Below are 13,056 nucleotides of genomic sequence, written 5' to 3' on the forward strand. Positions count from 1 at the left end.
ACCGGCGCCATGACGCTTGGTTTAGCCCTGTTGCTGGTGCTGGCGGTCGCCGCCGCAGCCGCGTTCCTCGGTTACCGCCGGGCGAGCGCGCTGCGCGGCGGCACGCGCCTCAACAGCCTGCCGAGCTATCATGGCGCCTACGGTTTCCTATGGGCTGCCATTCCGGCGCTGCTCTTCCTGGCGGTCTGGGCCCCGATCCAGGGCGGGCTGGTCGACCAGGCGGTGCTGGCCTCGCCCGAAGGTCGCCAGCTTCCGGATTTCGATCTGGCGCGTTCCTCGATTCTGTCCGAAGCGCGGGGGCTTGCCACCGGCGAAATCACGACCGCCTTCAATCCCCAGGCGGCCACCCTGGCAGCGGTCTATTCGCGCTCGCTCAGCTTCTACGGAACCATCGGCGGGGGCTTCGCGCTGCTGCTCGCACTGGCCGGCGCGGGCTGGGCATTCAGCCGTATCCGCTTCGATTTCCGGGCGCGCACCGGGGTCGAACGCTGGCTGATGGGGGTGCTGGTCGCCGCGTCTCTGATCGCGATCCTCACCACGGCCGGAATCGTCCTGTCCCTGTTGTTCGAATCGCTGCGCTTCTTCTCGATGGTATCGCCCACCGAGTTCCTGTTCGGAACGCAATGGTCGCCGCAGATGGCGCTGCGGGCCGATCAGGCCGGTTCCTCGGGCGCATTCGGGTCGATCCCGCTGTTCTGGGGCACGATCTTCATCGGTGCCATCATTGCCATGATCGTCGCCATCCCGCTGGGGCTGATGAGCGCGATCTTTCTGACACAATATGCGCCCGCCCGGCTGCGCTCCGTGCTGAAGCCTGCGCTGGAGATCCTCGCTGGCGTTCCGACCGTGGTTTATGGCTATTTCGCTGCGCTGACGGTTGCCCCACTGGTGCGCGATCTCGGCCTGACCCTGGGCATGGCCTCGGCCAGCTCGGAAAGCGCCCTCGCCGCCGGCCTCGTCATGGGCATCATGATCATCCCGCTGGTCTCTTCCATGTCCGACGACAGCATCGCGGCTGTTCCGCAGGCGATGCGGGACGGCAGCCTGGCACTCGGCGCGACCCGCTCGGAAACCATCAAGAAGGTGCTGCTGCCCGCCGCCCTGCCGGGCGTCGTCGGCGGCGTCCTCCTGGCGATCAGCCGGGCGATCGGCGAAACCATGATCGTGGTCATGGCCGCCGGCCTCGCGGCCAACATGACCCTCAACCCGTTCGACAGCGTGACCACCGTTACGACCCAGATCGTTCAGCTGCTCACCGGCGACCAGGAATTCGACAGCCCCAAGACGCTGGCCGCCTTCGCCCTCGGCCTGGTGCTGTTCGTGGTGACACTGATCCTCAACCTCATCGCCCTGCGGGTGGTCCGCAAATATCGGGAAGCCTATGAGTAGCGCCGCTTTCTCCCGCTGGACCGACGAGACGATGCAGCGGCGCGTGGCCAAGCGCTACGCCGCCGAGCGCCGTTTCAAGCTGCTCGGTTTCGCCGCCGTCGGCCTCAGCATCGCCTTTCTGGCATTCCTGCTCATCACCATGGTCGTAAGCGGCGCGGGCGGGCTTAGCGCGGGCTTCCTGACCGCATCGGATTCGACCAGTGCGGAAATGGCGGGCGTCTGGGGCGCGCTGAAGGGCAGCTTTCTCACCATCATCGTCACCATGGCGCTGGCTTTCCCCGTCGGCGTGCTGACCGCGGTCTATCTTGAGGAGTTCGCCCGGAGAAACCGCTGGAACGACTTCATCGAGGTGAGCATTAACAACCTCGCCGCGGTCCCGTCCATCATCTTCGGCTTGCTTGGCCTCGCGGTGTTCCTCAACTTCATGCAATTGCCCCGCTCGGCTCCGCTCGTCGGCGGTCTGACGCTTGCGCTGATGACCATGCCGGTGATCGTGATCGCGGGGCGCAACGCCATCAAGGCCGTGCCGCCCTCCATTCGCGATGCCGCGCTGGGTGTCGGCGCGTCCAAGATGCAGGTCGTGTTCCACCATGTCCTGCCGCTGGCCCTTCCCGGCATCCTGACCGGCACGATCATCGGCATGGCGCGCGCGCTCGGCGAAACTGCGCCGCTGCTGATGATCGGCATGCGCGCCTTCATCGCCTCGCCGCCGCAGGGCATCACCGATCCCGCGACCGCCCTGCCTGTCCAGATCTTCCTCTGGTCGGACGAGGTCGACCGTGCGTTCGTTGAAAAGACCAGCGCCGCGATCATCGTGCTGCTGGTGTTCATGCTGCTGATGAACGGTCTCGCCATTTATCTCCGCAACCGCTTCGAGCGACGTTGGTAGGCTTCGATACAGATGACCAAGGAAAAACAGCCCATCACGACCAACTCGGCAGTGCCGTTCCCGTCTACTGCGGTGGCGGCCGAAGCAGCCCGGGACGAGGAAGGCGTGGCCAAGGGCGACACGGCCTACAACCAGCAGCCGGAGCATGCGCCGACACTGGACGGGCTTCCCGCGCCTGTCCCCGAACCGCAGCAGCCGGATGTCGACACGGGTCGTACGCCCAAGATGGAAGCGGACCAGGTCAGCGTGTTCTATGGCGAGAAGCAGGCGCTGAAGAGCGTCTCCATCCAGATCCACGACGACAAGGTTACCGCCTTCATCGGCCCGTCGGGATGCGGCAAATCGACCTTCCTGCGCTGCCTCAACCGCATGAACGACACCATCGCCGGTGCGCGGGTCACGGGCGATATCCGGCTGGACGGGCAGGATATCAACGCCCCCGACATGGACGTGGTGCAACTCCGCGCCCGGGTCGGCATGGTGTTCCAGAAACCCAACCCGTTTCCAAAATCGATCTATGAGAACGTCGCCTACGGCCCCCGCATCCATGGCCTCGCCGCCGGGAAGGCCGACATGGACGTGATCGTCGAAAAGTCCCTGAAGCGAGCCGGCCTATGGGATGAGGTCAAGGACCGGTTGCAGGAAAGCGGCACCGCGCTGTCCGGCGGCCAGCAGCAGCGCTTGTGCATCGCCCGCGCCATCGCGGTCGATCCCGAGGTCATCCTGATGGACGAGCCCTGCTCGGCGCTCGATCCCATCGCGACAGCCAAGATCGAGGAACTCATTCACGAACTGCGCGGCCGCTATGCGATCGCGATCGTCACCCACAATATGCAGCAGGCGGCGCGGGTGTCGCAGCGAACCGCCTTCTTCCACCTCGGCGAGCTGATCGAATACGGCAAGACCACCAACATCTTCACCAACCCGCGTGAACAACGCACGCAGGACTACATCACCGGCCGCTACGGCTGAGTTGGAGCAACCGAATGGCGACCCAGGGACATACGCTCAAGGCCTTCGACGAGGATCTCGACCGCCTGCGCGCGCTCATCTCCGAGATGGGCGGCTTGGCCGAGCATGCCATCGGCGAGGCGATGCGCTGCCTGACCGAACGTGACACGGACGGTGCGCATCAGATCATCGAGGAGGACAAGCGCCTCGATGCGCTCGAGGTCGAAACCGAAAAACGCGTCGTTCAATTGATCGCCCTGCGCGCACCGATGGCGGGCGACCTGCGCGACGTCGTCGCTGCGCTCAAGATCTCGGGCGTGGTCGAGCGGATCGGCGACTACGCCAAGAACATCGCGAAACGCGTTCCCTTGCTGGAGGATGCGGGCAAGATCGAGCCGATCAGCCTGCTTCCGGAAATGGCCCGCATCGCCTCCGGCATGGTCCACGACGTGCTGAACGCTTTCGTCAACCGCGATGCGCAGGCGGCCATCAAGGTGTGCGAGCGCGACAAGGCGGTGGACGACTTCTACGACTCCATTTTCCGCACCCTGCTTACCCACATGATGGAAAATCCGCACAACATCGGCCAGGCGGCGCACCTGCTGTTCGTTGCCAAGAACGTCGAGCGGGTCGGCGATCACGCCACCAACATCGCCGAGATGGTCTACTACGCCGCCACCGGGCGTCACTTGGGCGAACGGACCAAGGGTCCGGACGCGACGGATCTCCGCTAATGGGCGCGAAGCAACTCCTCCTCGTCGAGGACGACAAGTCGCTGGCCGAGCTGATCGGCTTCCACTTCGATCGCGCGGGCTACAACGTCACCCGCACCGGTGACGGCGAGGAAGCGCTGATCCTGGTCGAGGAGATCAAGCCGGACCTGGTCGTGCTCGATTGGATGATCGAGGGCATTAGCGGGATCGAGGTGTGCCGCCGCCTTCGACGCCGGCCCAGCACTGCCAACCTGCCGATCGTGATGCTGACCGCGCGCGGCGAGGAAGACGACCGGGTCCGCGGGCTGGAAACCGGAGCGGACGATTATGTCACCAAGCCGTTCAGCCCGAAGGAACTGGTTGCACGCGCAGGCGCCGTTTTGCGCCGCGTCAGGCCCGCGCTCGCCGCCGAGCAGCTGGAATATGCCGGGCTGGAGATGGATCTCGCCGCCCACCGCGTCCGTCGCGATGGACAGCCGGTCACCCTTGGGCCGACAGAATACCGCCTGCTGCGCCATTTCCTTGAGAACCCGGGCCGCGTTTACTCGCGCCAGCAGCTGCTCGAAACGGTCTGGCCGCACAGCGAGGATATCGAATTGCGCACCGTAGACGTTCACATCCGCCGCCTTCGCCTGGCGCTTGGCGAGCCCGACATCATCCGGACCGTCCGTTCGGCGGGCTATGCACTGGATTCTGAAGGCACGGCCTAGCTAGGCGCGTCGGTCATCAGCGCTTAAGAGCGCTTGCATGTCTCGTCGCAAGAAGTCGCATCAATCCCACGGTTCCGCCCAGCGTCCGCGTTTCTGGGGGAAGCACGCGGTCGCCGCTGCCCTCGACAATCCCGAACGCCGGGTGCTCAAGGCCTGGTCGACCCGCGAGGCGGCCGGTTTCATGAACTTTCCGCCGGAGCTTCCGGTCACGTTCGCGGACGTGGCCGACCTTGCCCGGCTCGTGCCCAACGACGCTCCGCACCAGGGCGTGGTGGTCGAGGCCGAGCCGCTGGAGGACCTGTGGCTCGGCGATCTGCTCGCCCAAGCCGAGGAACGCTCGACACTGCTGGTCCTCGACCAGGTCACCGATCCCCATAACGTGGGGGCCATCCTCCGCTCCGCTGCCGCATTCGGCGCCCTCGGGATCGTCACCCAGGATCGCCATTCGCCACCGGAGGGAGGGGTCCTCGCCAAGGCCGCATCGGGCGCCCTGGAAAGGGTCCCGTGGGTTCGCGTGGTCAATCTTGCCCGAGCCTTGGAGGAAATCGCGGAGGCCGGCTTCTGGCGTATCGGGCTGGCAGGCGATGCGAAGAGCGACCTTAAGCACGCCCTCGGACCGAAGCGGATCGCGCTGGTCCTCGGGGCCGAAGGGCCTGGCATGCGCGCCAATACCCGCGAGCATTGCGACGCGCTCGCCCGCCTGCCGATCAGCGATGCGGTGGAGAGCTTAAACGTCTCCAACGCCGCCGCCGTGGCGCTTTACGCGGCCACCGTCGCCTGATGGTTCGTACCCGGGACACACTCGACGCCGGCCTCGACCACCTTGCTTCCGCGGAACCTGCCTTTGCGCGGGCGCTTTCGACCCACGGTCGTCCCGAACCGCGCAACAGTGAGCCCGGCGTCACCACGCTTCTGCGCACGATCGTCGGCCAACAGGTCAGTGTCGCCGCCGCACGATCTATGTGGAGCAAGCTGGAAGGCGGTTTTGGCAGCTCGCCCGACCTCCAGCGGATCCTTGATTCCAGTGACGACGAATTGCGGGCGCTTGGCCAGTCACGGCAGAAAGCGGGCTATCTGCGCAGCTTGGCTGGCCTTGTGCTGACTGGCGAACTCGACCTCGCCAACCTTCCGGCCGACGACGAGGAAGCCATCGCCCTGTTGACCCGAATCAAGGGGATTGGTCGCTGGTCCGCGGAAATCTACCTGTTGTTCGCGGAGGGTCGCGCCAACGTCTTTCCGGCGGGCGATCTGGCAGTGCAGATCGAACTTGGCCGACTGCTCGGCCACGAGACCCGCCCGAGCGAGAAGCTGCTTCGCACGCTGGCCGAGCCCTGGTCGCCCTATCGGGGGGCGGCGGCCGTGCTGGCCTGGCACAGCTATAACAGTCAAGTGATCTAGGCGGCCTCGTCGAGCACCACCCAGGTCGGGGCGTGATCGCTGGCCTTTTCCTCACCCCTCGCCCAGCGGTCAACACCAGCGACCCGCAGCCGATCGGTCGCGGTTGGTGACAGCAACAGATGATCGATCCGGAACCCGGCGTCGCGCTGCCAGCAGCCGGCGGTATAATCCCAGAAGGTGTAGAGCTTGTCTTCGGTCGGGTGCAGCGCCCGCAGCGCGTCGGTCCAGCCCTGATAGAGGATTCGCCGCCACGCCGCCCGCGTTTCCGGCTGGATCAGCGCGTCATTGGCTGCCGCCTTGGCCGAAAAAACATCGCGATCCTCCGGCAGCACGTTCCAGTCGCCCGCCAGCACGACTGGCCGTTCGTCTGCCAGCAGTCCAAGCGAATGCGCTCTCAGCCGCTCCATCCATCGCAGCTTGTAGTCGAACTTCTCCGTTCCGATCGGATTGCCATTGGGCAGGTAGAGCGAGGCGACAATGATATCGCCGACTTCGGCCTCGATGTAGCGCGAATGGCTATCATCCGGATCGCCGGGCAGGCCGACGCGGCGAAGGTGCGGGGTGCTGCCGCGAGCCAGGATTGCGACCCCGTTGAAGCCCTTCTGCCCATGCCATACCGCGCCGTAGCCGGCCGCCTCGATATCGCCGATTGGAAGCGACTCGTCGGCGCATTTCAGTTCCTGCAGGCATGCGACGTCCGGCTGCTCCCGCTCGAGCCATTCCAGGAGGCGCGGCAAACGCGCGCGGATACCGTTGATATTGAAGGAGGCGATCTTCATGGGCCCGCCCTAGCCCGCCCGGCTCAGATCGAAAAGCTGGACCCGCAGCCGCAGCCGCTGGCGGCATTGGGGTTGGTCACCTTGAACGCCGCTCCGCCCAGGTCTTCGACATAGTCCACTGCGGAACCGTCGACGAGGTCGAGGCTGATCGGGTCGACCACCAATTTCACGCCCTCGGTCTCGGCAACCTGATCATCCGCCGCAACCTGTTCGGCCAAGGCGAATTTGTAGGAAAAACCGGCGCAACCCCCGCCATCGACGGCCAGCCGCAGCAAGGCCGGCTTGCCCTGCTTGGCAGCGATCACGGCCACGCGCTTGGCGGCAGAGGGTGTCAGGGTCAGCATGATGGGGACGAGATAGGCAGCGCCAGCGGGCGCCGCAAGCTTACTTGGCGCGATTGGTCTTGGGGCCGCCCAGCGCCACCGCGTCCATCGATGCGCCGCCCGAACGGTTGCGCAGGGCCAGGATGTAGTCGGTCGACTTCATGAATGGGATCGGGTTCACTGCGCGACCGTCGATCCGCACTTCATAGTGAAGGTGGCTGCCGGTCGAGCGGCCGGTGGAACCCATGCGCCCGATCAGGTCTCCGCGCTTCACGCGCTGGCCCGGACGGACCGAGACACCCGAAAGGTGAGCGTAACGAGTTTCGATCCCGCGGCCATGATCGAGCTTGATGAGATTGCCGTACCCGCCATTGTGCCAGCCGGCGCTGCTGACCAGGCCGTCGGCGGTGGCGTAGATCGGCGTACCCACCGGACCCGACAGGTCGATCCCGGCGTGCATCGCGGCACGACCCTGGAACGGATCCGAACGAACACCGAAGCTGGAGGTAAAGGCGGCCGTCTTGACCGGCTTGTCGGACGGAACGGTCACAACGCCGTCCTGCAGGCTGTCGAGCTTCTTCCAGCTGTTGAACAACGCCTTGAACGTGGGGTCGGCGCCCTTGGTCACAGGCTCGAACGGACCGCCGACGCCGCCGATCTTGGACGGAGTGAGTCCAAGCTTGCGAAGTTCCTGCGCAGTCATCTTGTACCGGGCTTCCAGCGCCTTGGCGACCAAAGCGGCCTGCTCCGCCTGGGCCGCTTCGACCTTGGCCAGCGGCCCAGTCGCGGCGACTGCTGCGGCTGCGGCTGCTTCCGTCAGCAATTTCGGATCGACTTCCTCACCCGCCAGCATGGCTTCGATCAATGCCTGTCGCTGCTCCAGCATGTGGGCGCGCTCTTCGATCTCACCGCTCGCAGGCATAGCAACCGACACGACCTTGGTCGGGACTTGCTTCGCAGTCAGGATGTTGGTGGCAGCGAACAGCGACCAGCCAATCAACAACAGGGTGGCCAGCAGAAACAGCGCCTGAACCGGCACCGACAGGCGGATCCGACGCAGCTTCGCGCCATCATGCACGAACAGGTCGCGGCTGCGGAACAGGCCGTTCGAAGCGGTCAGTGCGTGCGCCATGCGAAGTCGTCGCTCCCAATCTCTACTCAACGAACTAAAAGGTCGCGCCAACACGGCGCGGCTCCGTCCGAAATGTCAGGAGCTCCCCAGCCCCAGTCTGCACAAGCCAATTGCCCTTCGGCAGGTGCTGACGACCATGAAGAAACCCGCGTTGGTTAATGTTTTCAACTCATTCCGGTGGGTCGCGGGACGAACGGCGGCGATGAAGCGATGAAATGAGCCGAGTCGCTGATTTTTGTTGGGTTCGGCGGGAACAAAATCCAAAGTTATCCACACAATCGAATCAATCTCGCCGTTGGCTTGTCATCCCCGCAGAGCCCGCTAGAGCTGCTGGCGGGCCACGCCGTCCCAACGCGGCGCGTGCTCTCTGCGAGGAGAGTTATGATGACTGACACACCCCTTCCCGCTGCGGGTTCGCAGCGGGCGAAGCCGACGTCCCGTCCCGCGCGTCCCTTCTTTTCGTCCGGTCCCTGCGCCAAGCCGCCCGGCTGGTCCGCCGACAAGCTCCGCGTTGAAAGCCTGGGCCGCTCACACCGGTCCAAACTTGGCAAATCCCGCCTCGCCCACTGTATCGACTTGATGCGCGAGGCGCTCGAACTGCCGGCAACCCATCGTATCGGAATTGTTCCCGGCTCGGACACTGGCGCTTATGAAATGGCGATGTGGACCATGCTCGGCGCCCGTCCCGTGACGGCCCTTGCATGGGAAAGTTTCGGCGAAGGCTGGGTGACCGACGCCGTCGAGCAGCTGGACCTCGATCCGACGGTTGTTCGCGCCGACTATGGCCACCTCCCCGACCTGGCCCAGGTCGACTGGAGCAACGATGTGCTGTTTACCTGGAACGGCACCACTTCGGGTGTGCGGGTGCCCGATGGCAATTGGATCGCGGCGGACCGTCAGGGGCTGAGCTTTGCCGACGCAACCAGCGCGGTGTTCGCCTATGACCTGCCGTGGGACCGGATCGACGTCGCCACCTTCTCCTGGCAGAAGGTGCTCGGTGGAGAGGGCGCCCACGGGGTACTGATCCTCGGGCCGCGCGCGGTCGAGCGGCTGGAAAGCTACACGCCCGCCTGGCCGCTTCCCAAGCTGTTCCGCCTGACATCGAAGGGCAAGCTGATCGAGGGCATCTTCAAGGGCGAGACGATCAACACCCCGTCCATGCTGGCGGTCGAGGATGCGATCTTCGCACTGGAATGGGCCCGGGGACTTGGCGGACTGCACGGCCTCATCGCCCGCTCCGACGCCAATGCCGCGGCCTTGGACCGGTTCGTCGAGGTTCGACCCTGGCTGTCGCACCTCGCGACCGACCCGGCGACCCGCTCACGCACCAGCGTGTGCCTGACGCTGGCCGGCGCTGACGAGGCGCGGATCAAGGCGATCGCTGCGCTGTTGGAAGCCGAAAATGTCGCCTACGACATTGCCGGCTACCGGGACGCGCCGCCGGGTCTTCGCATCTGGTGCGGGGCCACGGTCGCCACTCAGGACATTGTTGCCCTCGGCCCCTGGCTGGACTGGGCATGGGCCGAGACGGCACCTTGATCCGTCACCCCCGCGAAGGCGGGGATTTATCTCGTGAAACTATCACATGCGCGAAGACCGGGAGATGGATTCCCGCTTTCGCGGGAATGACGAGGGAAATATGACCGTGAAAGTCCTCATCTCCGACAAGATGGACCCCAAGGCTGCCGCCATCTTCCGCGAACGCGGCATCGAGGTGGACGAGATCACAGGCAAGTCTCCCGACGAACTCGCTGCGATCATCGGTGATTATGACGGCCTCGCGATCCGCTCCTCCACCAAGGTCACCGCCGGGCTGCTTGATCATGCCGCAAGGCTGAAAGTGGTCGGCCGCGCCGGGATCGGGGTCGACAATGTCGACATTCCCGCCGCCACGGCACGCGGCGTAGTGGTCATGAACACTCCGTTCGGCAATTCCATCACCACCGCGGAACACGCCATCGCATTGATGTTCGCGCTCGCCCGCCAGCTGCCGGAGGCGGACGCCTCGACCCAGGCGGGCAAGTGGGAAAAGAACCGCTTCATGGGCGTCGAACTGACCGCCAAGACATTGGGCCTGATCGGTGCCGGCAACATCGGTTCGATCGTCGCCAGCCGCGCGCTTGGCCTCAAGATGAAGGTCATCGCCTTCGACCCCTTCCTGACGCCCGAACGCGCGCTCGAACTAGGCGTGGAAAAGGTCGAGCTGGACGAATTGCTCCGCCGCTCCGACTTCATCACGCTGCACACCCCGCTCACCGACCAGACCCGCGGCATCTTGTCGCGCGATAATCTGGCCAAGACGAAGGCCGGCGTGCGGATCATCAATTGCGCCCGCGGCGGCCTGATCGACGAGGCGGCGCTGAAGGACGCACTCGACAGCGGCCAGGTCGCCGGCGCGGCCCTCGACGTGTTCGAGACCGAGCCCGCCACCGCCTCACCCCTGTTCGGCACGCCCGGCTTCATCTCCACCCCCCACTTGGGGGCGTCGACCAGCGAGGCGCAGGTCAATGTCGCCATCCAGGTCGCCGAACAGATGAGCGACTTCCTGCTGGCGGGCGGAGTCGCCAACGCCATCAACATGCCTTCGCTCTCCGCCGAGGAAGCGCCCCGCCTGAAGCCCTACATGGCGTTGGCCGAGAAGCTGGGAAAGCTGCTAGGCCAGATCCTCGGCGAGGAAGTCCGCTCGGTCGCGGTCGAAGTGGAGGGCGCCGCCGCCGAGCTGAACCAGAAGCCGATCACCGGCGCCGTGCTGGCCGGCCTGATGGGCACCTATTCCCAGACGGTGAACATGGTGAACGCACCGTTCCTGGCGAAGGAACGCGGCCTCGACGTTCGCGAAATTCGGCATGACCGCGAAGGCGATTACCACACGCTGGTGCGCGTGACCGCCGGCACGGACCGGGGCGAACGCTGCGTCGCCGGCACCCTGTTCGGCCACCAGGCGCCGCGTCTGGTTGATATCTTCGGCGTGGCCGTGGAGGCGGAACTGAACGGCGCCATGCTCTACATCGTCAACGATGACTCGCCGGGCTTCATCGGCAAGCTCGGCAGCACGCTTGGCGATGCCGGCATCAATATTGCCACCTTCAACCTCGGCCGCCGTGCCGCTGGCGGCGAAGCGGTCGCGCTGGTCGCGGTGGACGATCCGGTCGGGCCGGAAGTGGTGCAACAGCTTTCCCGGCTCAAAGGGGTGCGCGAAGTGGTGCCGCTCAGCTTTTAAAGGGCGAGGCCGCGCGCCAGAAGCGCACTGATCGCAAGGATCAGCGCGCCTATCCATCCTCGGGACAGGCCGGTCGAGTGTTGAACTGGACGCATCACCCCCTTGCCAATAGGAGCGCACGCTGAATCGCGGATGACCGCGATGTTCAGGAAGGACTGTCTTGTGGGCAATGTTACCGTCATCGGCGCGCAATGGGGCGACGAGGGCAAGGGCAAGATCGTCGACTGGCTCGCCAGCCGCGCCGACGTGGTGGTCCGCTTCCAGGGCGGTCATAACGCCGGTCACACGCTGGTGGTCGGCGGCGAGGTCTACAAGCTCTCGCTGCTGCCGAGCGGCATCGTTCGCGGCACGCCGTCCATCATCGGCAACGGCGTGGTGCTCGACCCCTGGGCGCTGCGCGACGAAGTGACCCGCATTCGCGCCCAGGGCGTCGCGGTCACGCCCGAGGTCCTGCGCATTGCCGAGACCTGCCCGCTGATCCTTCCCATCCACCGCGACCTCGACGCGCTGCGCGAGGACGCGTCGGGCGCCGGCAAGATTGGCACCACTCGCCGCGGCATCGGTCCGGCCTATGAGGACAAGGTCGGCCGCCGCGCCATCCGCGTCTGCGACCTGGCGCATCTCGACGAGCTGGACCCGCTGCTCGACCGCCTGTGCGCTCACCACGACGCGCTTCGCGCCGGCTTCGGCCACCCGCCGGTCGATCGAGAGCAGCTGCGCGCCGACCTGTCGGAGATCGCCGACTTTGTGCTTCAATTCGCTCGCCCCGTCTGGGTGGACCTCGACGAGGCCCGCGGCCAGGGCAAGCGCATCCTGTTCGAAGGGGCGCAGGGCGTGCTGCTCGACGTCGACCACGGCACCTACCCCTTCGTGACCTCCTCCAACACCGTCGCGGGGACGACCGGTAGCGGCAGCGGCACGGGGCCGGGCGCGGCCGGCTTCGTGCTTGGCATCGTCAAGGCCTACACCACCCGTGTCGGCTCCGGCCCCTTCCCGACCGAGCTCCACGACGAGGTCGGCCAGCGGCTCGGCGAGCGCGGGCGTGAGTTCGGCACCGTCACCGGCCGCCAGCGCCGCTGCGGCTGGTTCGACGCCGTGCTGGTCCGTCAGGCCGTCGCGGTCAGCGGTGTCACCGGAATTGCGCTGACCAAGATCGACGTGCTGGACGGGCTGGAAACGGTAAAGGTCTGCACTGGCTACCGCGTCGATGGGCGTGAGTTCAGCTACCTGCCTCCGCACACCGCCGACCAGAAGCGGGTCGAGCCGATCTACGAGGAGATGGAAGGCTGGACCGGCACCACCGCCGGCGCACGATCGTGGGCCGACCTCCCCGCCCAGGCGATCAAGTACATCCGCCGCGTCGAAGAGTTGATCCGCTGCCCGGTCGCGCTGGTCTCGACCTCGCCGGAGCGGGACGACACGATCCTGGTGCGCGATCCGTTCGCAGGCTAGGCAACCGTAGCCTTGACGAACGGTTAAAGGTCAATGCCCGAAGCTGACGGTCACCACTCGAATTGAGCGCTCGCTACGATCCGGTCGGGAGGGCGGGCTG

Annotated in this window: 13 protein-coding genes; 10 read left to right on the forward strand and 3 right to left on the reverse strand. The window is 65.7% G+C overall.

Features of this window, described 5'->3' with window-relative positions:
* The first annotated feature begins 9 nt into the window (after positions 1 to 9).
* The 7 genes from pstC (at position 10) to AC4GYS_RS01085 (ending at position 6,050) form a co-directional block, all read left to right on the forward strand.
* Positions 10 to 1,389: a phosphate ABC transporter permease subunit PstC gene (gene pstC, locus AC4GYS_RS01055; protein ID WP_491107264.1), complete on the forward strand. Its 1,380-nt coding sequence runs from the start codon at positions 10 to 12 to the stop codon at positions 1,387 to 1,389.
* The gene (pstA, locus tag AC4GYS_RS01060; protein ID WP_491107265.1) at positions 1,382 to 2,278 is read left to right on the forward strand and encodes a phosphate ABC transporter permease PstA; all 897 of its coding nucleotides are present in this window, start codon (positions 1,382 to 1,384) and stop codon (positions 2,276 to 2,278) included. Before pstC ends, pstA begins: the two co-directional genes overlap by 8 nt.
* A gap of 225 nt (positions 2,279 to 2,503) precedes the next feature.
* Entirely contained in the window at positions 2,504 to 3,250 is a 747-nt protein-coding gene (pstB, locus tag AC4GYS_RS01065; RefSeq protein ID WP_491109335.1) for a phosphate ABC transporter ATP-binding protein PstB, read from the forward strand.
* Between the two features lie 14 nt (positions 3,251 to 3,264).
* Positions 3,265 to 3,963, forward strand: a complete 699-nt coding sequence (gene phoU / locus AC4GYS_RS01070) for a phosphate signaling complex protein PhoU (protein ID WP_491107266.1) — start codon at positions 3,265 to 3,267, stop codon at positions 3,961 to 3,963.
* Positions 3,963 to 4,652 (forward strand): phosphate regulon transcriptional regulator PhoB, encoded by a 690-nt coding sequence (gene phoB / locus AC4GYS_RS01075; protein ID WP_491107267.1) that lies wholly within the window; start codon positions 3,963 to 3,965, stop codon positions 4,650 to 4,652. Before phoU ends, phoB begins: the two co-directional genes overlap by 1 nt.
* Before the next feature lie 37 nt (positions 4,653 to 4,689).
* Entirely contained in the window at positions 4,690 to 5,433 is a 744-nt protein-coding gene (gene rlmB, locus AC4GYS_RS01080; protein WP_491107268.1) for a 23S rRNA (guanosine(2251)-2'-O)-methyltransferase RlmB, read from the forward strand.
* Positions 5,433 to 6,050, forward strand: coding sequence for a DNA-3-methyladenine glycosylase family protein (locus AC4GYS_RS01085; protein WP_491107269.1), 618 nt, complete (start codon positions 5,433 to 5,435; stop codon positions 6,048 to 6,050). Before rlmB ends, AC4GYS_RS01085 begins: the two co-directional genes overlap by 1 nt.
* Here AC4GYS_RS01085 and AC4GYS_RS01090 read toward each other — a convergent pair.
* Genes AC4GYS_RS01090 through AC4GYS_RS01100 form a run of 3 tightly spaced genes read right to left on the reverse strand, consistent with a single transcriptional unit; the run spans position 6,047 to position 8,284 of the window.
* Positions 6,047 to 6,829, reverse strand: coding sequence for an exodeoxyribonuclease III (locus tag AC4GYS_RS01090; RefSeq protein WP_491107270.1), 783 nt, complete (start codon positions 6,827 to 6,829; stop codon positions 6,047 to 6,049). The genes AC4GYS_RS01085 and AC4GYS_RS01090 overlap by 4 nt on opposite strands.
* A 23-nt stretch (positions 6,830 to 6,852) precedes the next feature.
* Positions 6,853 to 7,173, reverse strand: a complete 321-nt coding sequence (erpA, locus tag AC4GYS_RS01095; protein WP_491107271.1) for an iron-sulfur cluster insertion protein ErpA — start codon at positions 7,171 to 7,173, stop codon at positions 6,853 to 6,855.
* 40 nt (positions 7,174 to 7,213) lie between these two features.
* Complete coding sequence (locus AC4GYS_RS01100; RefSeq protein ID WP_491107272.1) at positions 7,214 to 8,284, reverse strand: M23 family metallopeptidase; 1,071 nt, start codon at positions 8,282 to 8,284, stop codon at positions 7,214 to 7,216.
* A gap of 384 nt (positions 8,285 to 8,668) precedes the next feature.
* Between AC4GYS_RS01100 and AC4GYS_RS01105 the strand changes: the two genes are divergently transcribed.
* The 3 genes from AC4GYS_RS01105 to AC4GYS_RS01115 all read left to right on the forward strand — a co-directional run bounded on the left by AC4GYS_RS01105 (position 8,669) and on the right by AC4GYS_RS01115 (position 12,956).
* Positions 8,669 to 9,823 carry a phosphoserine transaminase gene (locus AC4GYS_RS01105; RefSeq protein WP_491107273.1) on the forward strand — a complete coding sequence of 385 codons (1,155 nt, stop codon included), beginning with the start codon at positions 8,669 to 8,671 and terminating at the stop codon, positions 9,821 to 9,823.
* 100 nt (positions 9,824 to 9,923) lie between these two features.
* Positions 9,924 to 11,504: a phosphoglycerate dehydrogenase gene (serA, locus tag AC4GYS_RS01110; protein ID WP_491107274.1), complete on the forward strand. Its 1,581-nt coding sequence runs from the start codon at positions 9,924 to 9,926 to the stop codon at positions 11,502 to 11,504.
* A gap of 162 nt (positions 11,505 to 11,666) precedes the next feature.
* A complete protein-coding gene (locus tag AC4GYS_RS01115; protein ID WP_491109336.1) occupies positions 11,667 to 12,956 on the forward strand; it encodes an adenylosuccinate synthase in 1,290 nt (429 codons plus the stop codon).
* Positions 12,957 to 13,056 lie beyond the last annotated feature (100 nt).

It is taken from the genome of Sphingomonas sp. SP1 (genome assembly GCF_058313395.1).